The sequence below is a fragment of the Segeticoccus rhizosphaerae genome (genome assembly GCF_005222685.1).
Classification (GTDB): Bacteria; Actinomycetota; Actinomycetes; order Actinomycetales; family Dermatophilaceae; genus Segeticoccus; species Segeticoccus rhizosphaerae.
In genome coordinates this window covers 153,609-170,490 of the sequence record NZ_SWMA01000001.1, presented here as the reverse complement: position 1 = coordinate 170,490, position 16,882 = coordinate 153,609, and the positions used below count along the sequence as shown (strand labels likewise).

Here is a 16,882-nt window from a genome sequence, read left to right as displayed (position 1 = left end):
CGGACAAAGCCTTGACACCCGGACGGACACGGTCCACGCTTTCTTAAAGCGCTTTATACCAGATCACGTGCGCGGGTGACACGAGGAGAGCATGGACATGACGCAGCAACGCATCGGTGTCGCGGTCATCGGAGCCGGCATGGCCGGCCGCGCGCACTGCGCCGGATACCGAACAGCACCCACGCTGTTCGATCCTCGGTTACCACCCATTCACTACGCAGCGGTCATCGATGCCAACGAGGCCGTCGCCCGCGACGCAGCGATGCGCTATGGCTTCGAGCGATCCGGCACCGACTGGCGGGAGCTGCTCGAGGCCGACGATGTCGACGTGGTCAGCGTCGTCGTCGCCAACCACCTGCACCGGGAGATCGCCGAGTCCCTGCTCGATGCCGGCAAGCACGTGCTCTGCGAGAAGCCGCTTGCTGCGACCCTGGACGACGCACGGGCGATGGTCGACGCCGCGGAGAAGCACCGTGACCAGGTGGCCGCCACCGGCTTCGTCTACCGCCGCCAGCCGGCCGTGGCCGCGGCGCGAGACCTACTCACCCAGCGACTGGGCGAGGCATCGCACTTCAACGGACGCTACTGGTGCGACTATGCCCTCGACCCCCGGGCTCCGATGACGTGGCGCTACAAGGGAGGGGCGGGCACTGGTGCGCTCGCCGACATCGGGAGCCACCTGATCGACACCGCCGAGTTCATCTGCGGCCCGATCGCCACTGTCGGCGGCGCTGCTCTCGCCACGCGCGTCACCGAACGAGCCGTTCCGGTCGGCACGACCTACGGCCATGCCCGCGCCGAGCTCAGCGACGTGCTGGAACCAGTGGAGAATGATGACGTCGCCACCTTCACCGCCACCTTCGCGTCCGGAGCGGTCGGCACCTTCTCGATCTCCCGCATCGCCCCAGGACACGCGAACTCACTCGCATTCGACCTGATGGCGTCGAGGGGCTCGCTGAGCTGGGACATGGACCGGCCCGCGGAGTTCTCGGTCCTCAGTGACCTCGCGGACGACGGCTTCGACGGGCCACGGACCGTGCTCGTGGGGCCGGCTCACCCCTACGTACGCGGCGGCCTGCCGATGGACTTCCCGGGCGTGTCCTACGGGGTCGGTGACCTGTTCGGCTACCAGGCTCGGGCACTGCTCGAGCAGGTCGCCGGCATCGACGGTTTGCCGCGCTGTGCGCCCTTCGCCGACGGCGTTCGAGACCTGACCGTCATCGACGCGGTGCGGCGCTCCGCCGTCACCGGCGGCGCCGCCGTCGACGTCCCGGCCTGACCAGCATCCTCACTTCGTCGAAAGGAACTTCGCCATGCACCTCGGCGCCTACACCGCCTGCCTGCACCACCTGCCGTTGCCCGAGGCGCTCGCCACGCTGCGCGAGCTCGCCCTCACGAGCGCCGAGATCAACTCCGGCGGCTTCATCGGGACGCCGCACCTGCCCGTCGGGGAGCTTCGGGCCAGCGAGGAGGCACGGCAGGACTACCTCGGCACCTTCGCCGATGCGGGCATCACCCTCACCGCTCTGAACTGCAACGGCAACCCGCTGCATGCTGACCCGGAGGTGCGTTCCAAGCACAGCCAGGACGTGCTCGACTCGATCGAGCTCGCCGCGCTGCTCGGCGTGAAGCGTGTCGTCACGATGTCCGGCCTGCCGGGTGTGGATGCGCACGCCTCCTTGCCCAGCTGGACGGTATTGCCGTGGGAGAGCTCCTCGCTCGATGCGCGTGACTACCAGTGGAACGAGGTCGCGATTCCCTGGTGGAAGCAGGTCCAGGCCCGCGCGGCCGACGCCGACGTCAAGGTGGCGATCGAGATGCACCCGCACAACCTGGTCTACAACCCCGGCACCCTCGAGCGGCTGGTCACCGAAGTCGACGCCACCCACATCGGCGCCGAGATGGACCCGAGCCACCTGTTCTGGCAGGGCATCGACCCGGTCCTCGCCGTGCGCTCTCTCGGCGAGCTCGTCGTCAACGCGGCCGCCAAGGACACCCGCATCAACGAGGCAGCGAAGGTCAACGGGGTCCTCGACGACCGGTTCACCCGGGTCGCACCGGACGATCCCGCCTACCTCCCTCTCGGCGGCCGCTACTCGCTGAGTCGCTGGCCGGAGCAGTCGTCGTGGGACTTTGTCGCCGTGGGACGCGGCCACGACACGGCATACTGGACCGAGTTCCTGCGTGCGCTGAAAGAGGTGGATCCTGACATGGCCGTCAACATCGAGCACGAGGACCAGGAGCTCGACCAGATGGAGGGCCTGCGCACGGCCGCGAGGACGCTGCTCGACGCCGAGACCGCCCTGTGACCGACGGCTCCTCGGGTGGTCGGCCAGCACCGGCGGAATCGCTGCGGATCGGGATCCTCGGTGCCGCCCGGATCGCCGAGTTGTCCATCGTCAAGCCGGCGGCTGCCACCGGGCACCGGTTGTATGCCGTCGCCGCACGTGACGAGAGCCGGGCGAAGGAGTTTGCCGACCGGCACGGGGTGGAGCGCGTCCACGCCTGCTACGCGGACGTGCTCGCTGACCCCGAGGTCGAGGCGGTCTACAACCCGCTGGCAAACGGGTTGCACGGGCCGTGGAACCAGCGCTCCCTGGACGCCGGCAAGCACGTGCTCAGCGAGAAGCCCTCCGCCGCCAACGCGGCCGAGGCGCGGCTCGTGCGGACCGCCGCGCAGCGAGCGGGCACGGTCTTCATGGAGGCCTTCCACTACCCCTACCACCCGCTCTTCGAGCGGGTCTGCGAGCTGATCGACGCTGGCGCCGTCGGCGAGCTGCGCCACCTCGAGGCGGTATTGCGGATGCCCGCCCCCGACAAGGCCGACCCGCGCTGGCGGCTCGACCTGGCCGGCGGATCCACCATGGACCTCGGCTGCTACAGCCTGTCCTGCCTGCACCTGCTCGGGCAGAGGTATGCCGGTGGGTCACCTCGTGTCCTGTCGGGTCGAGCCCGGGAACGGCCCGGCCTGGACGGGGTGGACGAGTGTCTCTTTGCGGACCTCGAGTTCCCTTCCGGGGTGACGGGTGTCGCCGGCAGCGACATGGCAGCGAGCGAGTGGGACTTCCACCTGACCGTCACCGGAAGCACCGGGGAGATCCACGTCCCCGACTTCCCGCGCCCGCACCTCGACGACTCGCTCGTCCTGCGCGCTGCCGACGGTGAGCGCGTCGAGCACCTGGGCCGGCGATCCAGCTACACCTACCAGCTCGAGGCCTTCGCGGCCGCGGTGCGCACAGGGACACCGGTCATCACCGACGCCGAGTTTTCGGTGCGGTCCATGGAGCTCGTCGATGCGGCCTACGCCGCGGCCGGCCTGCCCCCACGTCGACCGACCCCGGTGTGACACCCTCCGGGCGGACCTCCGTGGCAATACCGTCGCCCACACCGACCGAGACGTCACGAACATTCACCACGGCGCTGGTCGCACGAGGCACGAGACCGAGCAGGAGAGAGGAACCGAGATGGGACTGCTGGACGAGAAGGTCGTGCTCGTCGTGGGCGGCACAACCGGCGTAGGTGCCGGGGTGGCTCGCGCGGCTGCGCGCGAGGGTGCCATCGTCGTCGTGAGCGGCCGCCGCGTGGAGCCCGGCGAGGCGCTCGTCGGTGAGCTCCAAGCCGCCGGCGCCGAGGCGGCATACGTGCAGGGCGACGTGGGTGACCCTGCGAGTGCCCGCGCCATGGTGCAGCAGGTGATCGAGCGCTTCGGACGCACCGACTGTCTGGTCAACTCCGCCGGCCTGACCTCGCGGGGGACGTTGCTGGACACCACGCCCGAGCTGTTCGACCAGCACGTGGCGGTCAACCTGCGCGGCCCGTTCTTCACCATGCAGGCTGCCGTGGCCGACATGGTGCGCCGCGGCGCGCCGGGCACCATCGTCAACGTCATCTCGTCCTCGGAGCTGGGTGGCCAGCCGTACCTCGCGCCCTACGTCGCTGCCAAGGCCGGGCTGGCGGGGCTGACCCGCAACGTGGCCCACGCGCACCGGTGGGACCGGATCCGCATCAACGGCCTGGACATCGGGTGGACCGAGACCGAGGGTGAGGACGCGACCCAACGTCAGTTCCACGGCGCCGGGGACGACTGGGTCGAACGGGCGAACAACTCGCTCCCGATGGGCAAACTCGGTCAGGTCGACGAGATCGCCGACTTCGTGGTCTTCCTGCTCTCCGCGCGAAGCGGGGTCGTGACCGGATCGGTGATCGACTGGGACCAGAACGTCGCCGGCTGCCACGACTGACACGCTTGGTCGGTGGGCTGTCGCGTCAGGGACCCACCACCCTCCAAGGGCTCGGTGCCGAGTGGTCAGCCAGGGGACTCGAAGGTGGGTGGCGTCGACCAGCGCGAGAGATAGTCGGTCATGGTCTCGCGCATGAAGACACTCGACTCCCTGGCCCGGTCCTCCCAGGCGAACACGCTCGAGCTCATCACCCCGTCGAAGCCGACCTTCTCCAAGGTGGAGAAGAACTCGTTGAAGTCGACCTCGCCCTGGCCGATGTCGAGGTGCTGGTGCACGGTGACCTTGGCCCCCGGAGGGTTGACGATGTAGCGCTGCCCGGAGCTCGCGGTGTGCGAGAAGCTGTCGGCGACGTGCACCATGGTCAACAGGTCTCCGGCACGCTCCATGATGCCTGCGCAGTCGTCGCCCTGGTGGAAGGTGTGCGGGGCGCAGTACAGGAAGGACACGAGGGGGCTGTTGATGCCCCGGACCAGGTCCACGGCCCGTATGCCGTCCTCCTCCCAGTCATAGGGGTGCGGCTCCAGCGCCAGCCGGATTCCCTCCTGCTCGAAGACCGGCAGCAGCTCCTCCATCGACCGCCAGAACTGCCCCTCGCAGCGCACCACGTCCTGGTTGCTGCCGTTGAACTCGCTGTTCATCGTGTCGACCCCGAGGTCGCTGGTGATCTGGATCGCGCGCTTCCAGTAGCGCACTGCTGCCTGGCGATCGTCCTCGTCGGGGCCGCTCCACCGGTAGAGCGGCAGCACCGAGGAGATGCCGACTCCCGCTGCCCGCAGCGCCGTCCGGAACTTCTCCACCGTGCCGTCATCCACCCGCGGGTGGTTGTAGAAAGGGGTGAAGTCCTCGCGGGGGGACAGCTCGATCCACTCGTAGCCGAGGCCGGCGACGACGCCCGGCAGCTCGAGCAGGGGGACGTCGCGCAGCATGTAGGGGTCGAGGGCGAGCTTCACGGGGCCACCGGCCGTTGCGGCAGCTCCACGGTCACGGGCTGGCCCTTGGCGAGCGACTCCATTCCGGCGGTGCAGACCACGGTCGCGGCGTAGCCGTCCCAGGACGTCGGGCCCACGACCTCGCCCCGACGTGAGGCGTCCACCCAGGCCTGGACCTCGAGGTCGTAGGCGCGCTCGAAGCGGACCCGGAAGTCGGCCGGAATGCTGCCGCCCCAGCTGCCCCCGCCTTCACCGTTGCCTGTGCTGTAGAGGCCACTCCAGTTGGCACCGGCGATGACCGAGCCGCGCTCGCCCACCGCCTCGCAGCGCACCTCGTAGCCGACCTGGTTCTTGACGAACAGCTCGGAGGTGACGATCGCTCCACCCGCCATGGTGAAGAGCGCCACCTGCGGGTCGACGACGCCCTCGGGCTGCGCACCCGTGGGCGTCGGTGAGAGGACAGTGATCTCGGCGATCTCCTCATCGAAGAGAAACCGGGCGACATCCACCTCGTGCACCATCGAGTCCCGCACGATCATCTCCGAGCGGAAGCCCTGGGGCACGTCCTTGTTGCGGTGAGTGTTGTGCACGAGCAGCAGCCGTCCGATCGCGCCGGAGTCGACGGCCCGCTTCAGCTGCACGTATTCCGGGTCGAACCTGCGCATGAACCCCACCTGCACCAGGGGTCGCCCGCCCCTGGCCTCTGCCTCGACCAGGCGCAGAGACGAGTCCGAGTCCATGGTCAATGGCTTCTCGCACAGGACCGGCTTGCCGTGGTCGAGGCAGGCGAGCACCTGCTCCTCGTGGACGAACCCCGGGGACGCGATGATCACCGCGTCGACCTGGTCGTCGGCGACCAGCGCCAGCGGGTCGGCGATCGCCCGCACACCATCGAACCGCCCGGCCAGGTCGGCCGCCCGATCCTCGTCCGGATCCGACACCGCCACAAGGCTGGCACCGGCGATCCGGCGCTCGATCCGTTCGGCATGGTCGGCGCCCATCATCCCGACGCCGACCACCCCGACGCGCAGGGCTTGCACCGCCATCTAGCTCTCCTTCGCAGGATTGACATCAGCTGGCTCATCGGAGGCCTGCTCCTCGGCATCGGGTGCGCGCACCTTGCCGTGACCCACCTTGCTCGGCGTGACGATCCTGCCCGGATCAGCGCCGCGCAGCTCGTGACTGAGCTCCGCCAGCTCCTGGCCACCGGCCATCTCAGCGGTGAGCTGGTCGAGACTGAGCTCGTCCCGAGGGGCGTCGAGCGCGACACGGCCCAGCTTGAGGATGATGAAGTGGTTGCCCACGAGATAGGCGTGGTGTGGGTTGTGGGTGATGAAGATGACCCCCAGACCGGCGTCTCGGGCCTTGACGATGTACTTCAGCACCACTCCCGACTGCTTGACTCCCAGTGCAGCGGTCGGCTCGTCGAGGATGATGACGCGGGCGCCGAAGTAGATGGCACGGGCGATCGCCACGCACTGGCGCTGCCCGCCGGAGAGTCCGGCGACCGGCCGGTCCAGGTCGGGGATCTCGATCCCCATCTTGGTCAGCTCCTCGTTGCAGATCCGCTTCATCTGCCCGATGTCCAGGCTGATGCCCTTGCGGATCTCGTTGCCGAGGAAGAAGTTGCGCCACACCGACATCAACGGCGCCAGGGCGAGGTCCTGGTAGACCGTGGCGATGCCGGTGTTCTGCGCGACCCGGGGCGAGCCGAAGCGGCGCGCGATCCCGTTGACCTTCATCACGCCGTCGGTGTAGTCGTGCAGACCCGAGACGATCTTGATCAGGGTGGACTTGCCCGCCCCGTTGTCGCCGAGGACGCACGTCACCTCCCCCTGACGCACGCGCATGTTGATGTCGCGCAGGGCCCGGACGTTGCCGTAGCTCTTGCCGACGTCCTCCATTTCGAGGATCGGCGTGCCGTCGTCAGAGGAGGAGGGCTCCTGCCGGTTCTCCGTGAGAGTGCTCATCGTTGATCAGCCTTCTTCTTGACATAGACGTTGGCGACGCAGGCGAACAACAACATCGCGCCCAGGAACGTCTTGAACCAGTCGGGGTTCCACCCGGCATACGAGATGCCGAGTTGGGTCATGCCGAAGATCAGCGCACCGAGCGAGGCACCGACCACGGAGCCGTAGCCTCCGGAGAGCAGGCAGCCGCCGATGACGGCGGCGATGATGTAGATGAACTCGTTGCCGATGCCCGCTCCCGACTGCACGTTGTTGTAGTTGAACAGCATGTGCATCCCAGTCAGCCAGGCCCCGAATCCGACGCCCATGAACAGGAGGACCTTCGTGCGGGTGACCGGGACGCCGACGGCGCGCGCGGCAGCGGCATCGCCGCCAGCCGCGAAGATCCAGTTGCCTGCGCGGGTCCGCAGCAACAGGTAGCCACCGACGATGGTGAACAGCACCCAGTACAAGACGGTGATGCTCAGGTCCACCGGGCCGATCTTCAGGCTGGAGGCGAACACCGCCTTGGCGCTGTTCCATCCCTGCATGTCGCTGATCGTGTTGGACGAGACGCCACCGGTGACAAGCCTGGTGACGGCCAGGTTGACGCCTTGGAGCACGAAGAACGTGCCCAGGGTGACCAGGAAGCTGGGCAACCCGGTCGCGTGCAGCAGCCAGCCGTTGAAGGCACCGATGGCGAGCGAGATCAGCAGTGCGAGGAAGACCCCGAGCCACACGTTGAGCCCGAAGTTCCAGCTCAACAGCGCCGCCGCGAGACCAGACGTCGTGACGGCGACGCCCGCGGAGAGGTCGAACTCGCCACCGATCATGAGCAGTGCAACCGGCACAGCCATCAGGCCGATGGTCGAGCTGCCGTAGAGGATCGTCCCGATGTTGTCGACGCTCCGGAAGGCCGGTGCAGCCGCGAGGAAGATGACGGCGATGATGATGACCCCGAGCAAGGCGCCGATCTCCGGACGCGACAGCAGGGTCGCCGTGACGGACCGGTGCGTGACCCGGTCGTCAGTGGATGGCGGTGCGACGACGGCCATGACCACTCACCGGGTACCCTTCTCGGCGTACTTGGCGACCTTGGCGATGTTGCTCTTGTCGATGAACGAGGGACCAGTCAGCACCGCCTGCCCACCGCCGATGGTGTTGCCGTTGGTGTTGTACAGCCACAGGGCGTCGACGGCCAAGTACCCCTGCAGGTAGGGCTGCTGGTCGACCGCCCACTGAACGTCGCCGCTCTGGATCGCACCGACGAGTTCCTTGTTGGTGTCGAACGTGGCCACCTTGGCCTTGCTGCTGCCTTGGCTCAGCGCCTTGACCGCGTCGAGCGCGATCGGGGCCCCGAGCGTCATGACCGTGTCGATGGACTTGTCTTGGGTCAGCCGAGCGTTCAGGGTGCTCGTCACCGCGCTGTTGTCCGCCCCGTTGACGTAGACCCGCTTGACCTTGCCAGAGCCGGCCAGTCCCGCGATGACGCCGTCGCAGCGATCCTCGAGCTGCTGCTGCCCCTGATCCTGGATCACACAGAGCACGTTCTTGGCGCCCTCCTTCTTCAGCCGTTCTCCGGCCGCACGGCCGGAGACCTTCTCGTTCTGGCCGAAGTAGCCCAGCGCACCGAGGCTGAACGCATCGTCCCCACCGGCGTTGAACATGGTGACGGGGATGCCGGCGTTGACGGCCTTCTTGATCGTGGGCCCGATGGCGCCGGTATTCGGGTCGGTGACCGCGATCCCGTCGACCTTCTTGTCGATTGCCGCCTGGATCAGCTGAGCCTGCTTGGACGCGTCGTTGCTGTTGGAGTACTGCAGGTCGACGTTGTCCTTCTGGGCGGCGGCTTCTCCACCCTTGCGGATGATGTCCCAGAAGGTGTCGCCGGGCTGCTGGTGGGTGATCATCGCGATGGTCATCCGTGGGGTGTTCGCCTTGCCAGCGGCAGCTCCGGTGTCTCCGGTGGCCTGTGGCTTGCCTCCGGAAGAGCTGCACGCAGCCAGGCTGAGCGCAACCGTGACGCCCAGTGCGGCCGCAGCCGCGCGGTTGGAGCGGATCATGGTGTCCTGCCTTTCGATACAGGCACCGCCGTGAGCGGCGATGTCACTGGAGGGGATGGGTTGAGTTGCGTCATCGGAGTGGCCCACAAGCCTGGAGCGTCTTGAGTGTTCGGGTCGCGATCGGGAGGGGCTGGTCAGGCTCGCAGGGATACATGTCCTGCTCGACGATGGCGACGACCTCACGGTCGAGATCGGCCACCGCCTCGAGGACGGCCCCCAGGTCGGGTATGCCGCGCGGGGGCTCGCACATCGCACCGAGGCGCACTGCCTCACCGAAGCCGATGCCGTCGGCGTGCACGCGCTCCACCACGGCCGGGTCGATCTGCTTGAGGTGCACGTAGCCGATCCGGTCGGGGTGGCTACGGATGAGCTCCAGGTTGTCCCCGCCGCAGTAGGACACGTGGCCGGTGTCGAGGCAGAGGCTCACCAGGTCGGGGTCGGTCTCGGCGAGGAACCGCTCGATGTGAGGTTGGGTGTCGACGTGGCTGTCGGCGTGCGGGTGGAACTGGATCTGCAGCCCGAACTCGTCCCGGATGGCGCCTGCCAGCCGATTCATCTGCTGCGCGTATGACGCCCACTCGCGATCGCTGAGCGTCGCCTCCTCGATCACGTCACCGGTGGCCGGGTCGCGCCAGAAGTCGGGGATGACCACGAGGTGCTCGGCGCCCATCGCCGCGGTGAGCCGAGCGGCGGCCGCGACGGCTGCCCAGGTCGAGTGCCAAGACTCGGTCCGGTGCAGGTGCTCGAAGATCGTGCCGGCGGTCATGGTCAACCCGCGTCGTCCGAGCTCGTCGCGCAGTCGCTCGGGCTCGGTGGGCAGGTAGCCATAGGGCCCGAGCTCGATCCGCATGTAGCCGGCCTCGACGGCCTCGTCGAGGAAACGCTGCCACGGCGTCTGCAACGGGTCGTCCGCATACCAGACGCCCCAGCTGTCCGGGGCGGTGCCGATGAAGGCCGGTGTCGTCATCTCAGACTCCCCCTCCGGGGTCCTTGCTGTCCGTGGGCCGCAGGTAGCCACGCTGACTGGCCTTGTGCTCGGCATATTCGACATAGGCGTCCCGGGTGGAGTCGAGCTCGGACACCTGGCTGACGGGCACGTCCCACCAGGCCTTCGAATCAGGAGCGTAGACCAGCGGATCGGTCTCGACGTGGATGACGACCGGCCCGCCGTCCGGCGGCGCCGCCTTGGCCTCGGCGACGGCATCCTCCAGCTCCTTGCGGGAGTGCACCTCGATGACGTGGGCGCCGAGGCTGCGGGCGTTGGCGGCCAGGTCGACCGGCAGGTGGTCCCCGTCGAGCCGCCCGTCATCGGTGCGGAAGCGGTACTGCGTCCCGAACCGCTGCGACCCCAACGACTCCGACAGGGAACCGATCGAGTGGAAGCCGTGGTTCTGGACCAGGACCACGATGACCTTGACCCGCTCCTGCACGGCGGTCACGAGCTCGGTGGGCATCATCAGGTAGCCACCGTCGCCGACCATGGCGAAGACGTCGCGCGACTCGTCGGACAGTCGGATCCCCAGCGCGGCCGGGACCTCGTATCCCATGCAGGAGTATCCGTATTCGACGTGGTAACCCTTGCGGTCCCGCACCCGCCACAGCTTGTGCAGGTCGCCGGGCATCGAACCGGCCGCACACAAGACGACGTCGCGAGGATCGCTGTGCTCGTTGATGACACCGATGACCTCGCCCTGGGTCAGCAGGCCGGGCGCGAGCGCGTCGGTGACCTCATCGGACGGGTGGTAGGCCCGCTCCACCTGCTCGTCCCACTCCTGCCAGAGCGACGCCTGCTCCTGCCGGTATGCCGGGTCGACGACGTATCCGTCCAGGGCTGCGGTGAGTTCCGTGAGGGCTTCGCGCGCGTCGCCGACGACGGTGAGGCCAGCGTGCTTGGCCGCGTCGAAGTCCGCGATGTTGAGGTTGACGAAGCGGACTCCCTCGTCCTGGAAGACCGTTCGCGACGCGGTCGTGAAATCGGCGTAGCGGGTCCCCACCCCGATTACCACGTCGGCGCGGGCGGCGATCGCGTTGGCAGCGGTGGTGCCGGTCGAACCGACCGCTCCCAGCTGCTGAGGGTGGCCGTGGGGGAGCGATCCCTTGCCTGCCTGGCTCTCACCGACCGGGATCCCGGTCGCGTCCACCAACTGCGCCAGGGCCGCCTCGGCCCGTGAGTAGTGGACTCCGCCACCGGCCACGATCATCGGGCGCCGGGCGGTGCGGACGATCTCCGCCGCCTCGTCGATGCGGGCCCGTTCCGCAGGCGGCCGTGCGACGTGCCAGGTGCGCTCGGTGAACAGCTCGACGGGCCAGTCATGCGCCTCGGCCTGCACATCCTGGGGCAGAGCGAGGGTGACCGCGCCGGACTCGACAGGATCCGTGAGCACCCGCATGGCCGACAAGAGCGCCGACGGGAGCTGCTCCGGCCGGACGACCCGGTCGAAGTGGCGCGAGAGCGGACGGAACGCGTCGTTGACGGTGACGTCCCCGCCATACGTCGTCTCCAGCTCCTGCAGCACCGGCGCCGAGACGCGCGTGGCGAAGGTGTCGGACGGGAGCAGCAGCACGGGGATCCGGTTGACCGTGGCAAGCGCCGCACCGGTCAGCATGTTGGTGGAGCCCGGGCCGATGGAGGCCGTGCAGGCCCAGGTCTGCAACCGGTCCTTCTGTCGCGCGTAGGCGACCGCGCTGTGCACCATCGCCTGCTCGTTGCGGGCGAGGACGTAGGGCAGCTCGGGGTGCCCGCCGGCCGCGAGCTCCTGCTGCAGGAGCGCCTGCCCGATCCCCGCGACGTTGCCGTGGCCGAAGATGCCGAAGGCACCGGCGAAGAGACGCTGGCGTTCCCCGTCGCGTTCGGACCACTGGGCCGCGAGGAAGCGCACCGTGGCCTGGGCGACGGTGAGCCGCACGGTGCCGGGGCCGGTCATCGAGTCCCCCCGAACGGCAGTCTCGGGTCGACCTGTTGGGACGTCCAGGTGTCACGGACCCAGCCGTGCGCGGGGTCGTCGCAGATCAGCCACGCGCGCTCGGCGCCGGGGCCGGCCATCACGTTGAGGTAGTAGAGGTCGTAGCCCGGCGGTGCCATCGAGGGCCCGTGCCAGCCGTGCGGGACGAGCACGACGTCGCCGCTGCGCACCTCAGCCAGCACGTCGATCGGCCGGTCGGCGGTCCCGTAGACCCGGTGGTAGGCAACCGCACGCGGTGCTCTGCCCTCCGTGGTCCCGGCGCTGTGGTCACCACCATTTCCACCGGGCCGGCCCGCATGGTCACTCGGGCCACCGCGCTGGGTCTGCAGCTCGAAGTAGTAGATCTCCTCGAGTGCGGTCTCCTCGCCGGGCCGCTCCTCGTCGTGCTTGTGCGGCGGGTAGGACGACCAGTTGCCTGCCGGCGTGATCACCTCGCAGGCGATGATCGAGTCCGCGTCGAGCACGGCAGGCACACCGAAGTTGCGCACCTCCCGCGAGGCGACTCCTGCACCTCGCAGCTCTATCGGGACATCGGCAACAGGCAGGTGCCGCGGGGGCTTCGGCGCAGAACCTGGCGTGACCTGGGCGAGCGCCAGAGCGACGCGAGCCCGACCACCGCCGGCTGCGGCCAGCTCGAGCCGCGAGTCACGACCGACGTAGGCCACGTCGGTGGCTCCGGCGAAGACGCTCTCACGGCCTGCGAGCACGATCTCGTGCCCCCCGGCAGCATCGTCGACCCGCACTGCCACCGACCCGGACAGCGGCACCACGATCACTTCCCGCTCTCCCGTGTCGAGCGCCCGCGAGTCGTCTCCGCTCAGCGTGGCGACCTGCAGACCGGTGTGTTGCCAGCCCTCGCGGGCATCGGTGACCTCGACCTCCCAGCCGACGGACCCGCTGGTCCCGGCCGGCAGCACCCATGAGGCGTTGTCGCGGGCGGCGGCACTCACGGCCGTGCTCCCGTGTGCACCAGCTTGGTCGCGATGTCGACCGCCGCCCCGACGTCACCGCCGGGCGGGTAGAGCAGCGCCCGTCCCACGACCAGTCCGCGCGCTGCCGGGAGCGACAGCGCCCTCGCCCAGGCGGCGTAGGTGTCCGCGGGGTCGCCGGCGGGGTCGCCACCCAGCAACAGCGTGGGCAGCGTCGTGGCGTCGAGGACCCGCTCGAGCTCGTCGACGACCGGCAGCTTCAGCCAGGTGTGGGCACTGGTGGCCCCGAGGCCGCTCGCGATGTGGACCGACTTGATGGTGTTGTCGGGGTCGAGCAGGTTGGTCACGCGCTCGTCGGTGCGCACCGAGAGGAACGGCTCGATCATCGCCATCAGCCCACGCGCCGCAAGGGCGTTGACGGCGTGCGCCGTGGCCTCGAGCGTCGAGACGGTGCCGGGATCGTCGAGGCAGATGCGGGTGAGCGTCTTGCCTCCGTCCAGACCGGCCGCCTCGATCGCCTCGGCGGTGTATGCCGTGAAGCGGTCGTCCAACTCGAACGAGGCACCCTGCAGCCCACCGCGATTCATCGACCCGATCACGACCTTGCCCTCCAGCGCACCCATCAGGAGCAGGTCGTCCAGGACGTCCGGCGTGCCGAGGACGCCGTCCACGCCCGGACGACCCAGTGCGGTGGCCAACCGGTCGAGCAGGTCGGTGCGGCTGCCCATGGCCAACGCGTTGCCGCGCACACCGAGGGAGCCGCGGGCCGGGTGGTCGGCGGCCACCAGCAGCAGTTGGCCGTCGTCACCGACGAGTGGTCGCCGCCTGCGGCCTGCCCAGGCCTCGGTGATGCGGTGGGGCTCACGGGCGCGCACCTCGGTGATCTTCGCGGCATCCATCATGAGCCCTCTCCCCTCCGCTGCAGTCCGTGTCCGGCGAGGACCTGCGAGACCTCGGCGAGGTCGGGCATCGCCGTGGAGCACTCGAGCCGGGAGGCGACGATCGCGCCGGCGACGTTGGCGAACTCCAGGGTCCGGCGCAGTTCCCAGCCGGACAGGAGCCCGTGCACGAGCGCTCCCCCGAACGCGTCACCTGCTCCCAGGCCGTTCACCACGTCGACGGGAAACGGTGGCACCTCGACCCGCTCGTCGCGCGTCTTCGCGAGGACACCCTTCGGGCCCTGCTTGACGATGGCCAGGTGAACTCCTCGGTCCAGCAACGCGTCGGCCGCACGCTCGGGCTCCGTCTCGCCGACCGCGACCTCGCACTCCTCGCTGTTGCCGACCGCGACGGTGATGTGTTCGAGGGCCTTGGACACCTGGGCGCTGGCCTCGTCCGGGTGGGGCCAGAACATCGGCCGGTAGTCGAGGTCCAGCACCGTGTGCTCCCGTCGCCCGCGCGCCTCCCAGGCTGCGAAGTGGGCGGATCGGCTCGGTTCCTGGGACAGGCCGGTGACGGTGGCCCAGAAGATGGAAGCGGCGCGAATCGCTTCCAGCGGAAGGGTTTCCGGCTCGATCATCAGGTCGGGTGCGATCGGGTAGCGGTAGAAGTAGAGGGGGAAGTTGTCGGGCGGGAAGATCTCGCAGAACGTCACCGGTGTCGGGGGTCCGTCCGCGCCGATGCTGGTGATGTATGCCGGGTCGACGCCGAGGCGCGCGGCCTCCTGGCGCACGTATCGGCCGAAGGGATCGGGTGCGACGCGGGTGATGAGCGCGACGTCCCGGCCGTAGCGGGCGGCGCCGACCGCCACGTTGGTCGCGCTGCCCCCGAGGAACTTGCGGAAGGTTCGCACGTCCTCGAGGCCCACCCCGTGGTCGACGGGGTAGATGTCGACGCCGGTGCGGCCCATCGTGATCAGGTCGTGAGCCATCAGCCGGTCGCCGCCTCAGCCAGCGCCTTGAGGTGCGCGATGGAGGCCCGGCTGTCCGCCATCGGATCAGGCGACCTAGGCAACCCGGACGACCCGGATGACCCAGCGGGGTCTTCGAGCAGCACGGTGTCCTGCTCGAGGACGTACCACCCGGCATACCCGCTCTTCTCCAGGGAGGTGACGATGGCGCCAACGTCGATGTCCCCCTTGCCGAGCGGGACGTACATGCCACCGGCCACCGCGTCGGTGTAGCTGACCGAACCGTCCTGGACGCGCCGCGCCCAGGACAGCAGGACGTCCTTGAGGTGGACGTGGGGAATGCGGTCGGGATGGGAGGCTGCCAGAGCGACCGGGTCGCCACCGCCGATCAGCAGGTGGCCGGTGTCGAGGCAGATGCCGATCGACGAGCCGTCCAGCACCCGCTGTGTCTCGACGCCGCTCTCGACCATGGTGCCGACATGAGGGTGGAGCGCGGCGGTCAGGCCGTGGCGCGAGGCCAACTCGGCGATCCGGTCGAGGTTGCCGAGCAACCGGGACCATCCTGCGTCGTCGAGGACCGGCCTCGCGTCATAGCCGACAGCCCCGGTGGCAGCCGCGAGGACCAGTGTCCCCGCGTGCGCGGCGACCAGCCCGTCGACCGCGGCCTGCACCTGGGGCAACGGGTCGTGGTCCGCCTCGTGCAGCACCACCGGCACGAACTGCCCCACCGCCGCGAGACCGTAGCGTTCCAGCGTCGCCGCCTTGTCGGCGGGTGCGTCGGGCAGGAACCCGTCAGGGCCGAACTCCGTTGCGGTGATGCCGATCTCACCCATCTGAGTGAGGACGGCGTCGAGCCCGAGCTGGTAACCCCAGCCGGGCACCTCACAGACGCCCCAGGAGATCGGGGCGGCGGCGATGCGCTCGGTGAGAGGTGTGTTCACGGTGCGTTCTTGATCTCGGTGAGGGCAACGGGGCGGCGTTCGGCCCGGGACAGCTCGCAGGCCTCCGCTGTGCGGAAGGCCTGCAATGCGTCGGCGACCGTGCACGGGCTGGGCACAGCCCCTGCGGCCAGCCGGATGAACTCGGTGAGCTCGGCGCGGTAGGCCGGGAGGAATCGCTCCATGAACGACCACTTCTGGGGTCCGCGCGGGAAGTCGACACCTGGCTCTGCGGAGCGCAGGGCGAGCGAGTCGTCGAGGCCGACTCCGATGGCACCCTTCTCGCCCAGGACCTCCAGGCGCACGTCGTGCCCCGCGCCGTTGTAGCGGGTCGAGGACACCAGCACCATGGTGTCGTCCTCGAGGGTCAGCACGGCGGCCCCGGTGTCCACGTCGCCGGCCTCGGCGAAATAGGCCTCGCCCTTGTTGCCACCGGTGGCATACACAGACTTGACCTCGACGCCCAGGACAAAGCGCAGGATGTCGAAGTCGTGGATGTTGCAGTCGCGGAAGATCCCACCGCTGGTGGGGATGTAGCCGGCGTGCGGTGGTGACTGGTCGTGCGTGTTGGCCCGGACCGTGTGGATGAAGCCGAGCTCGCCCGACCGGACGGCCTCCCGAGCCCGCAGGTAGCCGACGTCGAACCGCCGCTGGAAACCCACGTGCACCGGCACGTCGCTGGTCGCCACGAGGTCAGCCAACTCGATCGTCTCCGCGAGGGTGGCGGCCACCGGCTTCTCGCAGAACGTCGGCACGCCTGCCGCGACGCCCTGCCGAAGCAACGGAGCGTGCCCCAGGGTGCCCGTGGTGATCACGAAGGCGTCGATCCCGGAGGCGAGCATGGTCTCGACATCCGGGGCCAGACCCAACCCCTGGGACTCGGCCACCCGCCGGGCTGCGGCGCCGTCGACGTCGGTCACCACCACCTCGTCCACGGCGTCGAGAGCGTGCAGCGTCTCCGCGTGGAAGGCGCCGATCCGCCCGGCTCCAGCCAACCCGACTCGCATGGTGCATTCTCCTG

At 69.1% G+C, this 16,882-nt stretch carries 16 protein-coding genes; 4 read left to right on the top strand and 12 right to left on the bottom strand.

Translation table 11 applies throughout. The annotated features are described in order from the left end of the window. Window positions 1-97: 97 nt before the first annotated feature. The 4 genes from FCN22_RS00745 (at window position 98) to FCN22_RS00730 (ending at window position 4,241) form a co-directional block, all read left to right on the top strand. Window positions 98-1,279, top strand: coding sequence for a Gfo/Idh/MocA family protein (locus FCN22_RS00745; protein ID WP_137119615.1), 1,182 nt, complete (start codon window positions 98-100; stop codon window positions 1,277-1,279). 34 nt (window positions 1,280-1,313) lie between these two features. Continuing rightward, window positions 1,314-2,309 carry a sugar phosphate isomerase/epimerase family protein gene (locus FCN22_RS00740; protein ID WP_137119614.1) on the top strand — a complete coding sequence of 332 codons (996 nt, stop codon included), beginning with the start codon at window positions 1,314-1,316 and terminating at the stop codon, window positions 2,307-2,309. Further along, entirely contained in the window at window positions 2,306-3,346 is a 1,041-nt protein-coding gene (locus FCN22_RS00735) for a Gfo/Idh/MocA family protein (protein WP_202911326.1), read from the top strand. The genes FCN22_RS00740 and FCN22_RS00735 overlap by 4 nt, the downstream gene beginning before the upstream one ends. Before the next feature lie 118 nt (window positions 3,347-3,464). Then, the gene (locus FCN22_RS00730) at window positions 3,465-4,241 is read left to right on the top strand and encodes an SDR family oxidoreductase (RefSeq protein WP_137119613.1); all 777 of its coding nucleotides are present in this window, start codon (window positions 3,465-3,467) and stop codon (window positions 4,239-4,241) included. A 65-nt stretch (window positions 4,242-4,306) separates the two neighbouring features. Here FCN22_RS00730 and FCN22_RS00725 read toward each other — a convergent pair whose 3' ends face one another. The 12 genes from FCN22_RS00725 to FCN22_RS00670 form a co-directional block, all read right to left on the bottom strand. Next, window positions 4,307-5,191 carry a sugar phosphate isomerase/epimerase family protein gene (locus FCN22_RS00725; protein ID WP_137119612.1) on the bottom strand — a complete coding sequence of 295 codons (885 nt, stop codon included), beginning with the start codon at window positions 5,189-5,191 and terminating at the stop codon, window positions 4,307-4,309. Beyond that, window positions 5,188-6,216, bottom strand: coding sequence for a Gfo/Idh/MocA family protein (locus FCN22_RS00720; protein WP_137119611.1), 1,029 nt, complete (start codon window positions 6,214-6,216; stop codon window positions 5,188-5,190). Before FCN22_RS00720 ends, FCN22_RS00725 begins: the two co-directional genes overlap by 4 nt. Continuing rightward, entirely contained in the window at window positions 6,217-7,140 is a 924-nt protein-coding gene (locus FCN22_RS00715; RefSeq protein WP_137119610.1) for an ATP-binding cassette domain-containing protein, read from the bottom strand. Further along, entirely contained in the window at window positions 7,137-8,174 is a 1,038-nt protein-coding gene (locus FCN22_RS00710; protein WP_137119609.1) for an ABC transporter permease, read from the bottom strand. Before FCN22_RS00710 ends, FCN22_RS00715 begins: the two co-directional genes overlap by 4 nt. Window positions 8,175-8,180: 6 nt before the next feature. Further along, complete coding sequence (locus tag FCN22_RS00705; protein WP_137119608.1) at window positions 8,181-9,182, bottom strand: sugar ABC transporter substrate-binding protein; 1,002 nt, start codon at window positions 9,180-9,182, stop codon at window positions 8,181-8,183. A 70-nt stretch (window positions 9,183-9,252) separates the two neighbouring features. Next, window positions 9,253-10,149, bottom strand: a complete 897-nt coding sequence (locus FCN22_RS00700) for a TIM barrel protein (protein ID WP_137119607.1) — start codon at window positions 10,147-10,149, stop codon at window positions 9,253-9,255. 1 nt (window position 10,150) lies between these two features. Continuing rightward, window positions 10,151-12,106: a 3D-(3,5/4)-trihydroxycyclohexane-1,2-dione acylhydrolase (decyclizing) gene (gene iolD, locus FCN22_RS00695; RefSeq protein WP_137119606.1), complete on the bottom strand. Its 1,956-nt coding sequence runs from the start codon at window positions 12,104-12,106 to the stop codon at window positions 10,151-10,153. Next, on the bottom strand, window positions 12,103-13,095 hold the full coding sequence (locus FCN22_RS00690; protein WP_137119605.1) for a 5-deoxy-glucuronate isomerase: 993 nt from the start codon (window positions 13,093-13,095) through the stop codon (window positions 12,103-12,105). Before FCN22_RS00690 ends, iolD begins: the two co-directional genes overlap by 4 nt. Then, entirely contained in the window at window positions 13,092-13,973 is an 882-nt protein-coding gene (locus FCN22_RS00685) for a Cgl0159 family (beta/alpha)8-fold protein (RefSeq protein ID WP_137119758.1), read from the bottom strand. The genes FCN22_RS00690 and FCN22_RS00685 overlap by 4 nt, the downstream gene beginning before the upstream one ends. Next, window positions 13,973-14,944, bottom strand: coding sequence for a 5-dehydro-2-deoxygluconokinase (gene iolC, locus FCN22_RS00680; protein WP_137119604.1), 972 nt, complete (start codon window positions 14,942-14,944; stop codon window positions 13,973-13,975). The genes FCN22_RS00685 and iolC overlap by 1 nt, the downstream gene beginning before the upstream one ends. Then, the gene (locus FCN22_RS00675; RefSeq protein WP_137119603.1) at window positions 14,944-15,864 is read right to left on the bottom strand and encodes a TIM barrel protein; all 921 of its coding nucleotides are present in this window, start codon (window positions 15,862-15,864) and stop codon (window positions 14,944-14,946) included. The genes iolC and FCN22_RS00675 overlap by 1 nt, the downstream gene beginning before the upstream one ends. Further along, on the bottom strand, window positions 15,861-16,868 hold the full coding sequence (locus tag FCN22_RS00670) for a Gfo/Idh/MocA family protein (protein WP_137119602.1): 1,008 nt from the start codon (window positions 16,866-16,868) through the stop codon (window positions 15,861-15,863). The genes FCN22_RS00675 and FCN22_RS00670 overlap by 4 nt, the downstream gene beginning before the upstream one ends. Window positions 16,869-16,882 lie beyond the last annotated feature (14 nt).